General features: G+C 61.3%; 15 protein-coding genes, 2 tRNA genes and 2 rRNA genes (1 of these 19 cut by a window edge). 12 read left to right on the plus strand and 7 right to left on the minus strand.

Going from position 1 to position 17,919, the window contains the following annotated elements:
• The first annotated feature begins 19 nt into the window (after window positions 1-19).
• On the plus strand, window positions 20-475 hold the full coding sequence (locus KIT10_15160) for a type I restriction enzyme HsdR N-terminal domain-containing protein (protein MCW5900603.1): 456 nt from the start codon (window positions 20-22) through the stop codon (window positions 473-475).
• A 21-nt stretch (window positions 476-496) separates the two neighbouring features.
• On the plus strand, window positions 497-3,085 hold the full coding sequence (locus KIT10_15165; GenBank protein ID MCW5900604.1) for a S8 family peptidase: 2,589 nt from the start codon (window positions 497-499) through the stop codon (window positions 3,083-3,085).
• On the opposite strand, the gene KIT10_15170 is transcribed toward KIT10_15165, so the two are convergent.
• The gene (locus KIT10_15170) at window positions 3,053-3,433 is read right to left on the minus strand and encodes a DUF202 domain-containing protein (protein MCW5900605.1); all 381 of its coding nucleotides are present in this window, start codon (window positions 3,431-3,433) and stop codon (window positions 3,053-3,055) included. The genes KIT10_15165 and KIT10_15170 overlap by 33 nt on opposite strands.
• 18 nt (window positions 3,434-3,451) lie before the next feature.
• Window positions 3,452-4,429 carry a succinylglutamate desuccinylase/aspartoacylase family protein gene (locus tag KIT10_15175; GenBank protein MCW5900606.1) on the minus strand — a complete coding sequence of 326 codons (978 nt, stop codon included), beginning with the start codon at window positions 4,427-4,429 and terminating at the stop codon, window positions 3,452-3,454.
• 49 nt (window positions 4,430-4,478) lie between these two features.
• Here KIT10_15175 and KIT10_15180 point away from each other — a divergent pair, with 49 nt between their 5' ends.
• Window positions 4,479-5,045 carry a Crp/Fnr family transcriptional regulator gene (locus KIT10_15180; GenBank protein MCW5900607.1) on the plus strand — a complete coding sequence of 189 codons (567 nt, stop codon included), beginning with the start codon at window positions 4,479-4,481 and terminating at the stop codon, window positions 5,043-5,045.
• Between the two features lie 64 nt (window positions 5,046-5,109).
• Window positions 5,110-5,730, plus strand: a complete 621-nt coding sequence (locus KIT10_15185) for a DinB family protein (GenBank protein ID MCW5900608.1) — start codon at window positions 5,110-5,112, stop codon at window positions 5,728-5,730.
• Here KIT10_15185 and KIT10_15190 read toward each other — a convergent pair.
• Complete coding sequence (locus KIT10_15190) at window positions 5,677-7,299, minus strand: amidohydrolase (GenBank protein MCW5900609.1); 1,623 nt, start codon at window positions 7,297-7,299, stop codon at window positions 5,677-5,679. The two genes, KIT10_15185 and KIT10_15190, sit on opposite strands and share 54 nt — an antisense overlap.
• Window positions 7,296-8,615 (minus strand): hypothetical protein, encoded by a 1,320-nt coding sequence (locus tag KIT10_15195; protein MCW5900610.1) that lies wholly within the window; start codon window positions 8,613-8,615, stop codon window positions 7,296-7,298. The genes KIT10_15190 and KIT10_15195 overlap by 4 nt, the downstream gene beginning before the upstream one ends.
• 88 nt (window positions 8,616-8,703) lie before the next feature.
• Here KIT10_15195 and purL point away from each other — a divergent pair, with 88 nt between their 5' ends.
• Entirely contained in the window at window positions 8,704-10,965 is a 2,262-nt protein-coding gene (gene purL, locus KIT10_15200; GenBank protein ID MCW5900611.1) for a phosphoribosylformylglycinamidine synthase subunit PurL, read from the plus strand.
• Between the two features lie 162 nt (window positions 10,966-11,127).
• Here purL and KIT10_15205 read toward each other — a convergent pair whose 3' ends face one another.
• Both KIT10_15205 and KIT10_15210 read right to left on the minus strand, forming a co-directional pair.
• Window positions 11,128-11,520, minus strand: coding sequence for a hypothetical protein (locus KIT10_15205; protein ID MCW5900612.1), 393 nt, complete (start codon window positions 11,518-11,520; stop codon window positions 11,128-11,130).
• On the minus strand, window positions 11,513-12,073 hold the full coding sequence (locus KIT10_15210; protein ID MCW5900613.1) for a sigma-70 family RNA polymerase sigma factor: 561 nt from the start codon (window positions 12,071-12,073) through the stop codon (window positions 11,513-11,515). Before KIT10_15210 ends, KIT10_15205 begins: the two co-directional genes overlap by 8 nt.
• Before the next feature lie 194 nt (window positions 12,074-12,267).
• Here KIT10_15210 and KIT10_15215 point away from each other — a divergent pair, with 194 nt between their 5' ends.
• Window positions 12,268-12,612, plus strand: coding sequence for a hypothetical protein (locus KIT10_15215; protein MCW5900614.1), 345 nt, complete (start codon window positions 12,268-12,270; stop codon window positions 12,610-12,612).
• A 96-nt stretch (window positions 12,613-12,708) separates the two neighbouring features.
• Window positions 12,709-13,452: a monofunctional biosynthetic peptidoglycan transglycosylase gene (mtgA, locus tag KIT10_15220; GenBank protein MCW5900615.1), complete on the plus strand. Its 744-nt coding sequence runs from the start codon at window positions 12,709-12,711 to the stop codon at window positions 13,450-13,452.
• A 9-nt stretch (window positions 13,453-13,461) separates the two neighbouring features.
• Here the strand turns inward: mtgA and KIT10_15225 are convergent, their stop codons facing one another.
• Entirely contained in the window at window positions 13,462-14,523 is a 1,062-nt protein-coding gene (locus KIT10_15225; protein ID MCW5900616.1) for a mechanosensitive ion channel family protein, read from the minus strand.
• A gap of 91 nt (window positions 14,524-14,614) precedes the next feature.
• On the opposite strand from KIT10_15225, the gene KIT10_15230 reads away from it, so the two are divergent.
• The 5 genes from KIT10_15230 to KIT10_15250 form a co-directional block, all read left to right on the plus strand.
• Entirely contained in the window at window positions 14,615-15,322 is a 708-nt protein-coding gene (locus KIT10_15230; GenBank protein MCW5900617.1) for an SDR family oxidoreductase, read from the plus strand.
• Between the two features lie 372 nt (window positions 15,323-15,694).
• Window positions 15,695-17,218 (plus strand): 16S ribosomal RNA (locus tag KIT10_15235).
• Between the two features lie 107 nt (window positions 17,219-17,325).
• Window positions 17,326-17,402 (plus strand) — tRNA-Ile (locus KIT10_15240).
• Window positions 17,403-17,415: 13 nt separating this feature from the next.
• Window positions 17,416-17,489: transfer RNA gene (locus KIT10_15245), tRNA-Ala, on the plus strand.
• Window positions 17,490-17,610: 121 nt separating this feature from the next.
• Window positions 17,611-17,919, plus strand: a 23S ribosomal RNA gene (locus KIT10_15250) (it continues 2,580 nt past the right edge of the window).
• Together the 16S and 23S rRNA genes with 2 tRNA genes alongside form the textbook arrangement of a ribosomal RNA operon.

A 17,919-nucleotide genomic window follows, 5' to 3' on the forward strand; every position in this document is an offset into this window, starting at 1 on the left:
GGGGATGGTGGATCCGACGATGACGCTGGCCCTGCCGGACCACGGCGTCAAAACTAAACACGGACCGGAAGGCTCCCTGGTCTTCGATCCGCTGCGCGGCCGATGGGTGACGCTTACGCCGGAGGAATGGGTGCGCCAGCACTTCATCAACCATCTTGTGCAGGACCTCGGGTACCCGGCCGGCCTGATCGGCGTGGAGTGGTCATTGGAACTGAACGGCCTGGCCAAACGGGCGGATATCGTGGTCTTCAGCACGGACGGACGCCCCCTGGCCCTCGTGGAATGCAAGGCGCCCTCGGTGCGGATCGGCCAGCGCACTTTTGAGCAGGCCGCGCGTTACAACAGGGTGTTGCGTGTGCGGCATCTCATGGTCACCAACGGGATCCAGCATTTCGCCTGCTTGGTGGACCACCACACCGGGGCTGTTGATTTCTTGCCCCGCCTGCCGCTTCACGCCCATCTGACCGTAGCCTGACACGAGCCTAATTTTGATGGCATGAAGCATTTCGTCCCCTGCCTGTCCTTCATCCTGCTGGCTGGCATCGGCATGTCCCAAGGGCCAAGCAAGCTCGACCTGTGGCTGGAGGCCTGGCTGAAGCAAGAGCATCCGCCCGGCGAAATGATCGACCTCTTCGTGCACGGCAAAGCCGCCGATGTGGCCCGCGCCGTGGAAGACCACGACGGCCTGGTGAAGATGGCATTGCCCAGGCTGGTGAGCGCGCGTGTACCGGTGGACCGCGTACATGGCCTGGCCAGCCATCCTGCGGTGGAACGCTTCGAGTGCATGCTCGATCCCGCCTTCACGCTGAATGACACCATGCGTGTGCGCACCTTCATCGAACCGGTCCATCAAGGCTTGTGGCCGCTGCCGGAAGGCTACGACGGCGAGGGTGTGATCATGGGCCTGATCGACTCGGGCGCAGACCACAACCACCCTGACCTGCGCCATGCCGACGGCACCACGCGCATCCTGAAGTATTGGGACCAGACGTTGCCGGTGAACGAACTCACGCCGGCGGAGTACGGATACGGCCAGGTGTGGAACAGCGCGCACATCGACGCGGGCCAGATGACCTCCATCGACCAGCCGATCTACTGGGGCCACGGCACCATGGTCACCGGAACGGCCGCTGGCAATGGCCTGGCCAATGGCCGCCACAAAGGCGCTGCACCGGCCTCGGACCTCATCATCGTGTCGGCTTCTTTCAGCGGGAACTTCCGCGCCAAGGTGGCCGATGGGGTGAAGTTCATCTTCGACGAGGCCGAGGCCCTGGGCCGGCCGGCCGTGGTGAATGCCAGTGTGGGCACCTACTTGGGCTCACATGATGGGCAGGACGCCGCAGCGCTGTTCATCGACGACCTCCTCATGGCCCGCAATGGCCGTGTGCTGGTCTGCGCGGCGGGCAACAGCAACACCATCGCGCCCTACCACCTGCGCACCGCGCCAGGCGAGGACACGCTCTTCACCTGGTTCCGCAACAACAACAGCAGCGGTCTGGGCTTCCCGGCGGTGTTCTTTGAGGTATGGGCCGATCAGGAGGACCTCCACGATGTCTGGTTCGCCATGGGCGCCGACCGGGTGCAGCCCGGCCTGCAGTACCGCGGCCGCACCGACTTCCGCAACGTGGTCGGGAACCTGGGCCAGGTTATGGTGGACACGCTGCGTAGCTTCTCCGGCCACCAGCTCGGCATCGTGCAGTACTACGCGGTGGCACGCGGCGACCAGTACCAGCTCCAGGTGCTGATGCAGCAACCCGATTCCGCAGGCTACAACTTCCGCTTCATCACCACCGGCGAAGGGCGCTTCGATGTCTGGTCCTCCGCGCAGTTCGGAACATCCAACATGGTCACCAGCATCCCAACGGTGGCCGCCTATCCGGACATCGCCCAATATGTGATGCCCGACAACAACAAACACATCGTGGATTCCTGGGCCTGCTCCCCGCGTGTGCTCACCGTGGCCAACAGCTACAACAAGCTCCAGTACGTGGATTGCGCCGGCGGCACGGTGACCTTCGGACCGCAACAGCAGGGCGACATCGCGGTGACCAGCAGCAAAGGCCCCACGCGCGATGAACGCTTGAAGCCGGACGTGGCCGCCACGGGCGACGTGACCTTGAGCCCCGCGCCACTCACCTGGATCGCCACGCTGTTGGCCACCGAGCCATTCAAGGTCGCCGAGGGATGCATGCACGTGCGCAATACGGGCACTTCCATGGCATCGCCAGTGGTGGCCGGCACCGCCGCGCTCTACCTGCAGAAATGCCCCGATGCCCCGCACGAAGAGGTGATCGCCGCGATCAATGGTGCGGCCTTCGGCGATGCCTTCACCGGCGAAACGCCGAACAACCGCTGGGGCAATGGGAAGCTGCATGCCTTCAACGCGCTCGTCTCCAGCAACGAGTCCATGGTGCTCGAACCGCTCGGGCCGTTGGAATTCTGCACTGGCGGATCGGTACAAGTGCTGGCTCCGGGCGACCACCAGGCGCATCTGTGGTCCAACGGTGCGGAAGAGAATCCCGTGACGATCGCGGAAAGCATGGAGCTATCCCTGGTGGCGTGGAATGGATCCGGCTGCAAGGCCTACGCCGACACGATCACGATCACCGTGCATCCTTTGCCCGCCATGCCGTTGATCGATGTGGCCGGGCTGGCGTTGACGAGTTCTCCCGCCCAGGGCTACCAGTGGTACTTCAACGGATCGCCCATCCCCGGCGCCGAAGCACAGGTCTTCGTGGCGGGCGCCAATGGCGATTATTCGGTGATGATCACCGATGCGAATGGATGCACGGCCATGAGCGAGCCGGTCACGATCCTCATCACCGGCATGGAGGACCTGGCCGTCCAAGGCTTCGCCTTGTGGCCATCCCCGGCCAGGAACGAACTCTTCGTGCGCTTGCCCGGCGGCAGTGGTCCGGTCGATCTGCAAATGGTCGACGGCCGTGGTCGCGTCGTATGGTCGCGGCAAGACGTGATCGAGACGGTGCTTGCATTGCCTGTGCAGGGACTTGCGGAAGGTGTATATACCCTGCGGGCCGTGTCGGGCGAATTGCTATGGACCGGCCGATTCGTGAAGCGGTCCTGATCTTTCCAGGTCACCCTCCGCGTCATCTCGCTGAAGGGGTTCGTAGTAGCTGGCGAGTTGGCGTTTCAGTTTGAGGAAGCGTGTCAGACCCACCAGCGCGAAAGCCACCGCAAGCACGATGGCCGTGATGCCCACCCACTGAAGGTCGCCATGGCCCTGCAGTTGAAGCAGTGCCAACCCACCGATCAGCAGGTAGAGCGCCGAGCGCACATAGGCCATGAAGGTGCGTTCATTGGCCAGCCGCGTGCGTTCCAGCGCGAGATGGTCCCGAAGGATCAACTTGTCGCGGTTGCTGAAGGGTCTTCCGAAGCGCAACAGCCCCTTGATGCGTTCCGAGCGTGGAAGCATGCGGCGAAAGTAGCGCAGTCAACGGTCGAAACAGAGGTGGAAGAGGGCATCGCCCTGGTTCACCACGGGAGCGGTGTTCACACAGAGCACATGCCCCGCGAAGGTGGCATGCACCTGTTTCACCAGATCGCCATAGGGGTCGGTGATCAGGCCCAGCACCATGCCTTTTTCCACGCGCGAGCCGCCTTCGGCCATGGGGTGGAACAGGCCCGAGACAGGCGCGCGCAGCCATTTGGAGGCGTTGCGGTGCACGGCGCCACGCGGGTTGTCCGAAGGGCCATCCCAAAGCCCGAGATGTTCCATCACCCGTGTGACGCCCCGATGAGCTTCGCGCACCACATCCTCGTCCAGGCTGCCGGCCATGCCGCCCTCGAAGAGCAGGTAGGTGCGGCCGCGCTTGTTGAGGTGCTCGCGGATGGACTTTTCGCGGACCGATGCCCGCAGCAGGATGGGCGGATCGAAGACCTGGGCCATGGCGAAGGAGGCCGCATCGTCGGCGGTGTAGCGCAGGTGTGGATGATTGAAACGCTGCGCCGCGCCACTGTGCAGGTCGATCGTGACATCCACCGGGGGCAGCACTTCGGTCACCAGGGCGTGGGCGAGTCTTGCAGCGAGCGATCCGCCGCGCGATCCCGGGAAGAAGCGGTTCAGGTCGCGGCCGTCGGGCAGTTCGCGTTTCATGGCCAGGAAACCGAAGACGTTCAGTACGGGAATGGCCACGAGTGTCCCACGGCGCAGTGGTCGTTCCTTCAGGTCGCCCAGGATACGCCGCACGGTGTCGATGCCATTGACCTCATCGCCATGCACGCCGGCCAGCAACAACAACACGGGACCTTCCTCCAGACCGCGCTGCACCACCACGGGTATCTCCACGCTGGTGCGTGTGTACAGGCGAGCCACCTGCAGGTCCAGCACATGGCGTTCGCCGGGCCGCACACTGGTGCCCAGGATGCGCACCAGGGTGCAGCTGTCGCTGGTTTCCTCCGTCCCTTCCATGGGGCGTGAAAGTAACCTGACCGCCCGTCCGGCCTGCTACCTTGGCGCCATGGACCTGGTGCGACGCACGATAGAGCGATATGTGAAGCTCACCGACGCCGAATGGGCCGAGGTGGCGCCTTGTTGGAAGGAGCACCATTTTCCCAAAGGAGCCTTCGTATCCGAAGCCGGGCGTATCGAGAAGCGATTCTACATCGTGGTGGAAGGTGTGCAGCGGCTCTACTTCGCCCACGATGGCAACGAGCATTGTCTGGGCTTCTCTTACGGGCACAGTTGGAGCGGCGATTACGATGCCTTCCTTTCCCAGCGGCCGGGGCGCTTCCATGTGCAGGCGGTCACGGACAGCGTGTTGACCGGCATCGATCGCCAGGATCTGCAGCGCCTCTATGACCGCATACCGGCCATGGACCGATGGGGCCGGTTGATCCTGGAAGAGGTGGTGCAGGGACGTGCCACACGCGAGATCGAGCAGTTCACGCTCAGCGCTGAGGAACGCTACCGCCGGCTTGTGCAGCGCAGCCCACATCTGTTGCAGCTGGTGGCCCAGAAGGACATCGCCTCCTACCTGCGCATGACGCCCGAGACCTTCAGCCGGCTGCGGGCGAAGGTGCTGTGATCCATTCTTGATCCACATCAAGCGCTCGCCCTGCCGGCACAGGTAGTTTCGCGGTGTGGAAGTGATGAACACCCGAGATCTGATCGACGCGTTGCAGAACGAGTTGCGCCGCCAGCTGGAGCACTGCGCCTTGTTGCGCGAAATGCCCTTGGAGCGTTTGCATCTGCGTCCCGCACCCAAGCGCTGGAGTGCGATGGAGGTATTGCGTCACATGGTGATCAGCAGCGGCCACTACCATGCCCGCCTGGAACGACTTTACGCTGACGAGAACAATGGCCTGCGCTTTCGCACGAACTACCTGCCCGGTCGCTGGGGGGACTTCAGTGTAAAGGCCATGGAACCGAAGCCGGACGGCCGAATCGGCTGGCGCATGAAGACCATGGGTATGTTCGAACCACGCCATGTGGCCACCACCGGCTGGCTGGCGTTGGACGACTTTGAAGCACTATGCCGTGGATCCATCGGCCTGCTCGAACGTGCCCGCACCCGGGGACTGGAGGGGGAGAAGGTCACCAGCACCCTGGGGCCTGTCCTTCAATTCAAGGCCGGCGATGCCTTCCGTTTTCCGGTCGCGCACCAGCGGCGGCACTGGCTGCAACTGGAGCGTACGCTCCATGAAGTCGGGGCCGGATCACTTCACACGCTCCCCACCCACGAAGACCGCGTTGATCCGGGCTTTCCATAGTCCGTCGTCGTCGGTCTTGAGCAGGTCGCGGTCCACAATGGTGAGGTCGGCGCGTTTGCCCACCCCCAAGCTGCCCAGATCATTCTCCGTGAAGGTGGCGATGGCGTTCCAGATGGTCATGCCGCGCAGCGCATCCAGGCGGGAGAGGGCGTTCTCCTTCTGGTAGCCGCCTTGGGGCCAGCCGTCGGGCGCTTGCCGCAACACCGCGCTACGGAAGGTCTGCAAGGGGTCGATCGGCTCCACGGGAAAGTCGGTGCCGAGCGCCACCATACCCATGGCGCGGCGGAGTTCCTCGTATGCATAAGCGTGGGCGACGCGCTCCGGCCCCAGCCTGTCGCCGGCCCAGGGCCCATCGCTGGTGGCATGCGTGGGCTGTACGCTGGGGATGATGTTGTAAGCGGCGAACTTGGGCCGGTCCTCCGGACCTACCACTTGGGCGTGCTCAATGCGCCAGCGCCTGTCGTTGGTGCCACCGAGCACCTCGCCATACACATCCAACAGCAGTTGATTGGCGCTGTCGCCGATGCAATGCGTGTTCATCTGGAAATCGTGCCGCTTGCACCATTCGGCCACCTCCTTGAAATGATCGCGTGCAGCCAGTTGCAGACCACGGTGGCCGGGCATGTCGTGGTAGTCCTCCTTGAGCAGGGCGCCGCGCGAACCGAGCGCGCCATCGGAGTAGACCTTGATGCTGCGCACGAAGAGGCGGTCGGTGAGGATCGGGCCGCGTTCGGCGAAGTGCTTCAGAAAGCCGGGGTCATCCGTGACCATGGCATAGACGCGGATCTTCAATGCACCCTCTTCCTGCATGCGCTGTATCAGCTCGATGGTCTTCGGATCGAGTCCGGCGTCCACCACCATCGTCAGGCCCAGATCGAAGCAATCGCTTTGCGCTTCCAGCAGGGACCGGCGTTTGGTGGCCTCATCCGCCTGATCGATGATCTGTTGGAACACGGCCACGGCATTGTCCACCAGCAGACCGGTGGGCCGGCCATCACGCTTCACCATCAAGCCGCCTTCGATCGCGGCACTCGGATCGAAGCCCACCGCATCCATGGCCGCCTGGTTCACCACGGCGGCGTGGCCGTCCACGCGCTGCAGCAGCACCGGCCGGTCCGGGAAGAGCGTATTGAGCTTGGTGTTCGTCGGCAGGCTTCGATCGTTCCAGAAGTTCTCGTCCCATCCCCGGCCCAGGATCCAGGTCGTGTCCGGGTGGGTTTTCGCGAAAGCCAAGGTGCGGTCCAGGACCTCCTCCCAGTTCTTCGCGCCCTGCAGGTCGATCTTCTGCTTGTTCAGGCCGTAGCCCAAAAAATGGCAGTGCCCATCGATGAAACCGGGATAGACCGACCGACCCTGCGCGTCATAATTCTCCTTCGCGCGGTACTTGTTCAGGATCTGCCGCTCGGGCCCCAGTTCCACGATGCGGCCATCGCGTACGGCCATGGCCTGGTGGGTGGAACCCGCCTCATCCAGGGTGTGGATCACGGCGTTGTGGACCACCAGGTCGGCGGTCTCGGACTGGTAGCATGCGGTCAGCATCAGCAGCAGGAGAAGAGTGAGGGGTTTCATGCCGAAAGGAATGGTCCAAGGCGTGGCCAGCGGGCAAGTGCTCGCCGGTGATCGAAAAGGTGCAGCGCGGCGATCAGCAGGAAGGGCAGCAGGGGTGTGCGGTAGCGGACAATGGCGCCCATCACCGGTGTGGTCCAGCCGATCACGAGCGCCAGCACGAGCACGTAGCCCAACAGCATCAGGAGAAAGGGGCGATCGCATCGCGCCAAGGGGTTGCGGTACCAAAGCAACAAGGCGACCGCGAGGATGAGGACCAGATTCTCCGCAGCGGCCAGCGATCCCATGGCGCCCGGTGCCGCGTGCGTCAGCGGGCCGAGCAGGGTGATGTACAAGGCATATGGCGCTTGCGCAGCGAAGGACCACCACTGCGCCTCCAGTCGCACGGGCATCACGAAGCTGCCGCTCTCGGTGCCCATGGCCAGGCCTATGAAATCCTTCTGCTTGTGCGCCAGTATACCGAGGATGTCCGCACCGGTGATGACATGGTGCAGATTCAGACCGATGAGCGCATAGAGCGCATACACCACCGCGAAGCGCCACCAGGCCCCCTGTCGTCCGCGCGACCAGGCGTAGGCCAGCATCGCGGGCAGCAGGCTCAGCAGCACATAGAACTTCAGGAAGAACAACAGTACCATGCTGAACAGCAGCATGGCGATACCGGCCGGTAAGATGCGACCCTCGAGCAGCCGGAAGACCTGCCACACCAGCATCCCCAGACCGAAGAAGAGAAGACTTTCCTTGATGGCGCCGCTGGACCACAACAGGGTGGAGGGCAGGAGGAACAGCATGATGGCCAGGGCTTGTTCCCGACCGGGCAGGAAGCTTGCGAATGCGCGATACAGACCCACCAGCCCGGTGAGCGCCAGAAAGGAGGCGAAGACCGTGTGCACATGGAAATGCCCGAAGCTGAACAGCCGCACCAGGGCGTTGAAACGGATCACCGTGTGCGCGTCGTTGTACAGGTCGCTCTCATATTCCCGGAACCAGTTGTTCATCGCATTGTAATAGGTCTCCGTGAAGTACATGTTGTCGTTCCGGATGCCGAAGAGCATGCGCAGGTAGTCGCCTGGCCTTGCGGGCAGCGCGCTGAACATCACGGCGCTGTCATCGAAGTATTTGAACACGTCCGCATGCACGCGTTCGGTGTACACCCAGGTGTAGATGGCCCACAGCGCCGTGCCGGCCAGTATCTTCAGCAGGAAGAACAACGCCAATCGGCGCATGGGCAACCCCCTTACCCTTGCGAAAAAGGGCATGCGCCGCATGAAGTAGAGCAGCAGCGCGGTGTAGGCGATGGCGAGGAGTATTCCGGGCATGACGGTGGCCAGCGAAGGTAGAAGCGCGCAGGAAGCGACATGGGTCATGCGATCGCGGGTCATGGTGCGGGTCTAACTTTGCCGCCCCATGTCCACCAAGACCCTCAACCCTGACACCGCCCCTGCCGGAGTCGATACCGCCAAGAAACTGGGCCTGCTGCCCGAGGAGTATGACAGGATCCAGGAGATCCTGGGCCGCCAGCCCAACTTCACCGAGCTGAGTATCTACAGCGCCATGTGGAGCGAGCACTGCTCCTACAAGAACTCCATCAAGCAACTTAAGACCCTTCCGCGGAGCGGCCCCAAACTGCTGGCCGAGGCCGGTCAGGAGAACGCCGGGCTGGTGGACATCGGCGACGGTTGGGCGTGCGCTTTCAAGATAGAAAGCCACAACCACCCCAGCGCCATCGAGCCTTACCAAGGCGCGGCCACCGGCGTAGGAGGGATCAACCGGGACATCTTCACCATGGGCGCACGACCCATCGCGCAGCTCAACAGCTTGCGCTTCGGTGACATCAGCACCGAGGCCCGCAGCCGCTGGCACATGCGTGGCGTCGTGAAAGGCATCGGCGACTACGGCAATGCCTTCGGGGTGCCTGTGCTCGGTGGCGAGGTCTACTTCGATCCCTGTTACACCACCAACCCGCTGGTGAACGCCATGAGCGTGGGGATCGTGCGCACGGATCGTGTGATCAGCGCCACCAGCCACGGCCAAGGGAACCCCGTCTTCATCGTGGGCAGCAGCACCGGCAAGGACGGCATCCACGGCGCCAGCTTCGCCAGCAAGGACATCACCGAGACCAGCATGGACGACCTGCCCGCCGTGCAGGTGGGCGACCCCTTCATGGAGAAGCTGCTGCTGGAAGCATCGCTGGAATTGTCGCTCACCGATGCCATCATCGGCATGCAGGACATGGGCGCGGCGGGCATCACCTGCAGCACAAGCGAGATGAGCGCGAAGGGCGAGGCCGGCATGGAAATCCACCTGGACCGTGTGCCCACGCGGCAGGAGGGCATGCGCGCATGGGAGATCCTGCTGAGCGAAAGTCAGGAGCGCATGTTGGTGGTGGTGAAGAAGGGAAGGGAGGCCGAAGTGAAGGCCATATTCGACAAGTGGGACCTGAACTGCATGGAGATCGGCACCGTCACGGAGGGTGGCCAGGTGCGCTTCTACATGCACGGTGAACTGGTGGCGGATGTGCCCGCCGATAGCCTTGTGCTCGGCGGCGGTGCACCGGTGTATACGCGCGAAGAGAAGGAACCGGCCTACATCAAGGAGAACAGGAAGTTCAGTACGGATGATGTGCCGGTGCCGGATGACCTGCGTGCGGTCGCCTACGACCTGCTGGCCAGCCCGAACATCGCCAGCAAACGCTGGGTGTACGAACAGTACGATACCATGGTGCGCACCAACAACATGAGCACCAATGCCCCCAGCGACGCGGGCCTGGTGTTGCTGAAGGAAGGTGGCGGCACCAAGGGCCTGGCGGTGACCGTGGACTGCAATGGCCGATATGTGCATGCGGACCCTTACATGGGCGCCATGATCGCGGTGAGCGAAGCCGCGCGCAACATCGCCTGCACGGGTGGCGAGCCTTGTGGCGTGACCAACTGCCTCAACTTCGGCAACCCTTACGACCCCGAGGTCTACTGGCAGTTCGCACAGGCCATCAAGGGTATGGGCGATGCCTGCCGCGCGTTCGAAACACCGGTCACCGGCGGCAACGTCAGCTTCTACAACCACACGGTCACCGAGAAGAGGAACATCCCGGTCTTCCCCACGCCCACGATCGGCATGGTGGGGATCGTGCCCGATGTGGCCAGACGCATGAGCCTCGACTTCAAGGCCAAAGGCGATCTGATCTTCATGCTGGGCAAGGCCGTGGAGGACATCGCCTGTAGCGAGTACCTGGTGCGGCATCACAAGATCGACCGCTCGCCTGCGCCGTATTTCGACATCGACGAGGAGAAGCGCCTGCATACCATGCTGCTGATGCTCATCCGCAAGGGCTTGATCAACGCCGCCCATGACGTGAGCGACGGCGGCCTGTGGACGACACTGGTGGAGATGGGCCTGCCGCGTGGCCTCGGATTCGACATTGTGACCGACAGCGAGATCCGTGAGGACGCCTTCCTCTTCGGCGAAGGTCAGGGCCGCGCCGTAGTGGCGGTGGACCACGAGATGGAGAACGACTTCCTGGACCTGCTACAGGCCAGCCGCGTGCCCTTCGTGCTGTTGGGCCACGTCACCAAGGGCAAGCTGGTGATCGATGATGTGCCCTACGGTTTCATCGAGGATGCACGCAAGGTCTTCGAGGAGGCCATCCCGAACATCCTGCGCGAACCATAGTTCAAGGTCGTGGGTTGAAGGTCGGCCCCCACGGGTCCATGCTTGCTGAAGGTTGAACAACCTCCAACGACCAGCATTCAACTCAAGATCTGGTTCGACCAAGGCCCCGACCAGGCCACCTTGGGTCCTCCGCCGCAAGTAGGCGGTCCTTCTCACCTGCCGTCAATGGCGAACGTGGGAAACACGCATCCCGCTGAGGATGCGGTCCAAGGCCACGAAGGCGAAGGTCACCAAAGAGGCGCCGATCATCCATTTGGGCCAATCGCCTTGTGGCAGCCGCAGATCGGACAGGATCGCCAGAATTCGATCCAGATAAGGGACGCTGACCGTGCTGGCTCCGGTGGGCGACAGGATGGCGGCGAGGACCACCACCGCAAGTGTCAGACCCATGCCCAACCACCCCCAGCGCCCGATGAGCGGAGCCGGTTCCAACGGTCGTGCGATGGGTGCCACGGATACACGGGCCATGATGCGTGCCGCGAGATCCTCCTGCGGGGCATGGTGCCCTGCCAGGTGGAAGAGCTTCCGGAGATCTTTGTCGTCAAGCTCACGCATGGTCCAAAAGTAGCTCGCGTGCTTCGGCGCCCAGTTCCTTCTCCAGCACTTCCAGCAGCTTCTTGCGGGCGCGGTGCAGCTTCACTTTCACATTAGACGCCCCAAGTCCGGTGACGGTTACGATCTCCTCCACGCTCAGCTCTTCCAAGTAGAAGAAGCTGAGGATCGAGGCGTCCTCTGGCACGAGCCGGGCCAGGGCGTCATCGAGCACCCGCCGCAGTTCGGTCCTGTGGCCTTCGTTCCCGCCATCCGAAGCAGGGTGGTGCGGGAGGTCCTCCAAGGCGCCGGTCTCCTTCCGCCTCCGTCCGTGGCTGATGGCCGTGCGATAGGCGATACTGTACAGCCAGGTGCTGAACTTCGCGTTGCCTCCGAAGCCGGCCAGATGCTGGTAGGCCTTCACGAAGCTGTCCTGAGTGGCCTCCTCGGCATCCTGGTCATTGCGCAGCACTCGGTGGCACACGGTGAACACCATGTGCTGGTATTTCCGCACGAGTTCACCATAGGCATGGGCATCCCCTTGCAGGATCCGCGCTATGATGCCGGCGTGTTCCATGTCTATGCTCGCTTCGGCGAAACAGGTTCGCCCTTGGTACAAATTGAGATCGGGTGTTCACCGGCCGAAAGTCAACTCGGATGCGCGGCTTCACCTCCTGACCACTGGTCGCTTCATGCTGATGGAAGGGGATCGTAACCGTCCCGGAGCGGTCGGCGTCAGATGGAGCACAACTGACAGCAACAGATCCCTCCATGGAAGCTCTCATTCCCCTCTTCGGCGTCATCATGCCCTTCGCCACGGCCTTCGGCATCATCTACATCATCTGGTCAACGCGCCACCGGGAGCGTATGAGCATGATCGAGAAAGGCATGGACCCGGAAGCGTCCAAGCCAGCACCCGACCCGCGCAAGGCCATGCGCAATGGACTCCTCATGATCGGCATCGGCGTGGGTCTGCTCGCCGCCTGGCTCTTCCACCAGCATGCCATGGACCCCGACCGGGATTCGCTGCTGCCTTATTTCATGGGACCCGCCATATTCGGCGGGCTGGCCTTGGTGGTGTACTACCTGCGCTTCGGCCCGAAGGATCGGGCATGAGGCATTGCTTGTTGCACGGTGGGGCTGTGATTCCCGGGATCGGGAAGCGCTGCCCCTCCTTGCTGTGTAAGCCCGGGGCAGGTTTTCTTTGAAGGCATGTTCAAGGGGCTTTTGCGATGGCTCAGGGTGCTGTGGGCCATTGCCGTTTGGGTTGTTGTCATTTCGGTGAGTTGGGTGCTCCTCCTGGGTGCCTTTGATGCTCCATTGACCTGGCTCATGGCCGAGCAGGCCAAGGAGCAGGGGCGGCTTCACCGCATAGTGGTGCCTTTGGGAGCCATGGCACGCAGCCTGCCATTGGCTGTCATCGCATCAGAGGACCAGCGGTTCATGACGCATGATGGGTTCGCCTGGGAGGCCATTCAAAAAGCACGCGAAGAGCATCTCCGAGGTCGTCGTCTTCGGGGTGCCAGCACCATCAGCCAACAGACAGCGAAGAATGTCTTCCTCTGGCCCGATCGAAGTTGGCTCCGCAAAGGCATGGAAGTGTGGTTCACCGTGCTGATAGAGACATTATGGACCAAGGAGCGGATCTTGGAGGTGTATCTCAACGTGGCAGAACTCGGCAGGGGTGTTTTCGGGGCGGAAGCGGCCGCCCAACATTGTTTCAACCGTCCGGCGGCCAAGCTCACAAGGGAGCAATCGGCGCTTATGGCGACCATACTCCCTGCTCCGCGCCGCTACGACTGCCGCAAACCGGGACCCTATTTGTCCGGGCGTCAGCAATGGGTATTGCGGCAGATGCGCAATGTCGGGGACGTGTTGGACCCTGAAGTCCTCGAACGGCGGCGGGATAAGATTGAGCGTGAGAAGAAAGCGGTCAGGAAAGGTGGCGCGAAGTGACCAAGGGGTTCAACCTTCCTGCACCAGGTGCAGGGTCTGCGTCGGGAAGGCGAAGCTGAGGCCGTTCTCGTTGAATCGTCGCAATATCTCCAAGGATACCCGTGATTGCGTTTGGAAGATGTCCGAGCCTTTGCGGATGTAACAGATGAAAAGGATGTTGAGTGAGAAGGCCCCATAGCTGTTGAAGCTCACCAGTCGCTCCTGTTCCAGCACATCCTGCATCCCATCGATCAGGTCGTTCAGCAGTTGGATGGCCATTTCCATCTTGTCGGGTGGTGTGCCGTAGACCAGTCCAAGCTCATGTCGGATGCGGCGCCATGGTTCGGCTGTCACGTTCTCCAACATGGTGTCCGTGAATTTGAAGTTGGGCACCACGACCACCGGGCCTTCGAGCGTGCGGATGCGCGTACTGCGTACGCCCACCTCCATCACCGTCCCATCATACTTGTCAATGCGTATGCGGTCGCCCACCAGGAAGGGTTTGTCGGTCAGCACTGTGATACCACCGAAAATGTTGGCCACGGTATCCTTCGCGGCCATGGCGAGCGCCAATCCGCCGATGCCCAGGCCTGCGAGCAGGGCGCCCACATTGTACCCCGCATTGTTCAAGGCCACGATGATGCCCAGGGTCCATATCATCAAACGGAGGCCCTTTCGCGCCAAGGGGACCAGATGATCGTCCAAGCGGCTGTCACTCCGCTCGGCGTAAGGGACCAGGACCTCGCGGACCAAAGCGTCCACGATCCTCACGAAGAGCCAGGTCATGGACAACGTGACACCTGCGTGGTAGGCGCGTTCCATCCAGGCATCGATGCGCTCGGGGAACTCGAGTTGGTGATAGGCCACAAGGAAGCCCACCAAGGTGAAGATCAGGATCAAAGGCTGTTGCAGGGTGTCCAGCAGAATGTCATCCAGCTTGGTCTCCGTTCGGACCGCCGCTTTTCGCAGCACATTCGCCGAGATCCAGTAGAGAAGACGGCTCACCATCCACACCCCGAAGGCGATCGCCAAGGCGTAGGCCCATTGCTGGACCGTGTTGTAATAAAAGGTGCGTTCCCAGAAGGGATCCATCGGCTCAAGTACTTTTGGCTGGACCGTCCGCCAGCGGCGGACACAGCGGTCTCTTGGATGGATCAAAGTTAGCCAGTGCGGTCAAGCGATCATGGAGCGACGCAGGGTGATGGTGACAGGGGCGGGTCGTGGGGTTGGACGTGCGACCGCGAAGGCTTTGGCCGTGGAGCATGGTTGTGAGGTCATTGCCGTCTCGCGGTCAGCTTCAGCTTTGGAGGACCTTGTCCACTCTTCACGCGGCGGACCAGGGGTCATCCATCCCGTGACCATGGACATCAATGACGATGACGCTGGCGCGCGCTTATTGGCGCACATGGGTCGGGGGAGACTTCACGGCCTGGTCCACAATGCAGGCGCCATGCTCCGTGTGGAGTGGGGCCTATATGGAAGAAATGAACTGGCCGGCCTTTTCCATACGAATCTGGTGGTGCCCATGATCTTGTCGCAGTCTTTGGCCTCATGCATGGCAGGGGATCCTCCGGGCCACATCGTGCACATCGGCAGCATGGGGGGCTTCCAGGACAGCACCAAGTTCCCGGGACTGGCAGCCTACAGCGCCAGCAAGGCCGCACTGGCTTGTTTGGCACAATGTCTTGCGGAGGAAATGAAGGATCTGCAGGTGAGAAGCAATTGCCTGGCCCTGGGTGCGGTCGACACCGAGATGCTGCAGGAGGCGTTCCCTGGATACAAAGCCCATGTATCCTCCACTGCAATGGGCCTCTATGTGGCCGACTTTGTTCTCCATGGACATGGCCTGTACAACGGCAAGGTGCTACCCGTGGCGGTGAGCACACCTTAGCAGGTCCCAAGGAATATTTTTCCGATAGTGTTGTGGAATGTGAAGACGTTGTTACCTTCGCGGCCGCTTTCGGCGAAACGTTCTTTTCCACACCGAGGCTATGGGGTGGTGGGCTTGATGGAGAGGGGGTGTGGATAAATCTGGTCCACGACCTTTGGAGATGATAAGGAGGACCACTACCTTTGCCGACCCGTTCGCCCGGTATGATTGACCGGTGCGGAAGGGAATTGACTCGATACTTCGGACAACAGGCTGATGCCCAAGTCCTTATGGTTCTTTGACATATTGTCCATTCTGAGAACAGCAGGTGTCCTGGTGGTCGAAAGATCAACATGAGAGACCTCGTCAACGAACCAGATCGAACCAACATTTACAATGGAGAGTTTGATCCTGGCTCAGGATGAACGCTAGCGGCAGGCCTAACACATGCAAGTCGAGGGGCAGCGCGGTGTAGCAATACACTGGCGGCGACCGGCGCACGGGTGCGTAACACGTATGGAACCTGCCCTCTACTGGGAGATAGCCCGGAGAAATCCGGATTAATATCCCATGACATCCCGGGTGGCATCACTTGGGTTTGAAAGCTCCGGCGGTAGAGGATGGCCATGCGCCCGATTAGCTAGTAGGTGAGGTAACGGCTCACCTAGGCTACGATCGGTAGGGGGCCTGAGAGGGTTATCCCCCACACTGGTACTGAGACACGGACCAGACTCCTACGGGAGGCAGCAGTGAGGAATATTGCGCAATGGAGGCAACTCTGACGCAGCCATGCCGCGTGCAGGAAGACGGCCCTACGGGTTGTAAACTGCTTTTATCCGGGAAGAAACCCCTTCACGTGTGGAGGGTTGACGGTACCGGAGGAATAAGCACCGGCTAACTTCGTGCCAGCAGCCGCGGTAATACGAAGGGTGCAAGCGTTATCCGGATTCATTGGGTTTAAAGGGTGCGTAGGCGGAACGTTAAGTCAGTGGTGAAATCCTGCAGCTCAACTGTAGACTTGCCATTGATACTGGCGTTCTTGAGTGCGCTTGAAGTGGGCGGAATGTGCCGTGTAGCGGTGAAATGCTTAGATATGGCACAGAACACCAATTGCGAAGGCAGCTCACTAAGGCGATACTGACGCTGAGGCACGAAAGCGTGGGGATCAAACAGGATTAGATACCCTGGTAGTCCACGCCGTAAACGATGATCACTCGTGATTGGCGATATACAGTCAGTCACCTAGCGAAAGCGTTAAGTGATCCACCTGGGGAGTACGGCCGCAAGGCTGAAACTCAAAGGAATTGACGGGGGCCCGCACAAGCGGTGGAGCATGTGGTTTAATTCGATGATACGCGAGGAACCTTACCAGGGCTCGAACGCACGTAGACAGTCGCGGAAACGTGATCTTCTTCGGACTGCGTGCGAGGTGCTGCATGGCTGTCGTCAGCTCGTGCCGTGAGGTGTCGGGTTAAGTCCCATAACGAGCGCAACCCCCATCTCTAGTTGCCAGCGGGTAATGCCGGGGACTCTAGAGAAACTGCCCGTGTAAACGGTGAGGAAGGTGGGGACGACGTCAAGTCATCACGGCCCTTACGTCCTGGGCTACACACGTGCTACAATGGCGAGGAACAACGGGATGCTACCGCGTGAGCGGATGCGGATCCTCAAAACTCGTCTCAGTTCGGATCGGAGTCTGCAACCCGACTCCGTGAAGCTGGAATCGCTAGTAATCGCGCATCAGCCATGGCGCGGTGAATACGTTCCCGGGCCTTGTACACACCGCCCGTCAAGCCATGGAAGCCGGGGGTGCCTGAAGTCGGTGACCGCAAGGAGCTGCCTAGGGCAAAACTGGTGACTGGGGCTAAGTCGTAACAAGGTAGCCGTACCGGAAGGTGCGGCTGGAACATCTCCTTTTTAGAGTAAGTTGGATCAGGTCTCTGTTTCCCGCACGGACGTGCGGGATCCGGCACCGCTGTCTCAGATGGATGATATTTTGAACGGTACACCGTTACCTTCTCCATAGTCCTGTAGCTCAGCTGGTTAGAGCGCTACACTGATAATGTAGAGGTCCGCAGTTCAAATCTGCGCAGGACTACCATGGGATAGGGAACGGGGAATTAGCTCAGCTGGCTAGAGCGCCTGCTTTGCAAGCAGGAGGTCATCGGTTCGACTCCGATATTCTCCACTGTACCCCGGTATCGATACACCGGGGTGGCCCACCCAGGGCACCGTTCTTTGACGTGTTGTTGGACAGACCAAAACAGACCGAGTGATCGGTCCACCGAGCAATCAAGATCTCGAACGATCGAGAAGTTACTAAGGGCGTACGGTGGATGCCTTGGCTCTCAGAGGCGATGAAGGACGCGATAGGCTGCGATAAGCCACGGGGAGGTGCATAATGACCTGTGATCCGTGGATCTCCGAATGGGGCAACCCGGTGCCGTGAAGCGGCATCATCCGAAAGGATGCTAACCCAGGGAACTGAAACATCTAAGTACCTGGAGGAAAAGAAAACAAGTAGTGATCCCCCCAGTAGTGGCGAGCGAAAAGGGGACAGCCCAAACCGGCGCCGTTTCGGCGGAGCCGGGGTTGTAGGACCACATCGTGGACTCCAA

The organism is Flavobacteriales bacterium (assembly GCA_026129465.1).
GTDB lineage: Bacteria > Bacteroidota > Bacteroidia > Flavobacteriales_F > PHOS-HE28 > PHOS-HE28.

Excerpts from the sequence above, each read along its gene's own strand:
- KIT10_15160 (MCW5900603.1), top strand. The coding sequence starts at position 20 with ATGACGCTGGCCCTGCCGGACCACGGCGTCAAAACTAAACACGGACCG.
- KIT10_15165 (MCW5900604.1), top strand. The coding sequence starts at position 497 with ATGAAGCATTTCGTCCCCTGCCTGTCCTTCATCCTGCTGGCTGGCATC.
- KIT10_15170 (MCW5900605.1), bottom strand. The coding sequence starts at position 3,433 with ATGCTTCCACGCTCGGAACGCATCAAGGGGCTGTTGCGCTTCGGAAGA.
- KIT10_15175 (MCW5900606.1), bottom strand. The coding sequence starts at position 4,429 with ATGGAAGGGACGGAGGAAACCAGCGACAGCTGCACCCTGGTGCGCATC.
- KIT10_15180 (MCW5900607.1), top strand. The coding sequence starts at position 4,479 with ATGGACCTGGTGCGACGCACGATAGAGCGATATGTGAAGCTCACCGAC.
- KIT10_15185 (MCW5900608.1), top strand. The coding sequence starts at position 5,110 with ATGAACACCCGAGATCTGATCGACGCGTTGCAGAACGAGTTGCGCCGC.
- KIT10_15190 (MCW5900609.1), bottom strand. The coding sequence starts at position 7,299 with ATGAAACCCCTCACTCTTCTCCTGCTGCTGATGCTGACCGCATGCTAC.
- KIT10_15195 (MCW5900610.1), bottom strand. The coding sequence starts at position 8,615 with ATGCCCGGAATACTCCTCGCCATCGCCTACACCGCGCTGCTGCTCTAC.
- purL (MCW5900611.1), top strand. The coding sequence starts at position 8,704 with ATGTCCACCAAGACCCTCAACCCTGACACCGCCCCTGCCGGAGTCGAT.
- KIT10_15205 (MCW5900612.1), bottom strand. The coding sequence starts at position 11,520 with ATGCGTGAGCTTGACGACAAAGATCTCCGGAAGCTCTTCCACCTGGCA.
- KIT10_15210 (MCW5900613.1), bottom strand. The coding sequence starts at position 12,073 with ATGGAACACGCCGGCATCATAGCGCGGATCCTGCAAGGGGATGCCCAT.
- KIT10_15215 (MCW5900614.1), top strand. The coding sequence starts at position 12,268 with ATGGAAGCTCTCATTCCCCTCTTCGGCGTCATCATGCCCTTCGCCACG.
- mtgA (MCW5900615.1), top strand. The coding sequence starts at position 12,709 with ATGTTCAAGGGGCTTTTGCGATGGCTCAGGGTGCTGTGGGCCATTGCC.
- KIT10_15225 (MCW5900616.1), bottom strand. The coding sequence starts at position 14,523 with ATGGATCCCTTCTGGGAACGCACCTTTTATTACAACACGGTCCAGCAA.
- KIT10_15230 (MCW5900617.1), top strand. The coding sequence starts at position 14,615 with ATGGAGCGACGCAGGGTGATGGTGACAGGGGCGGGTCGTGGGGTTGGA.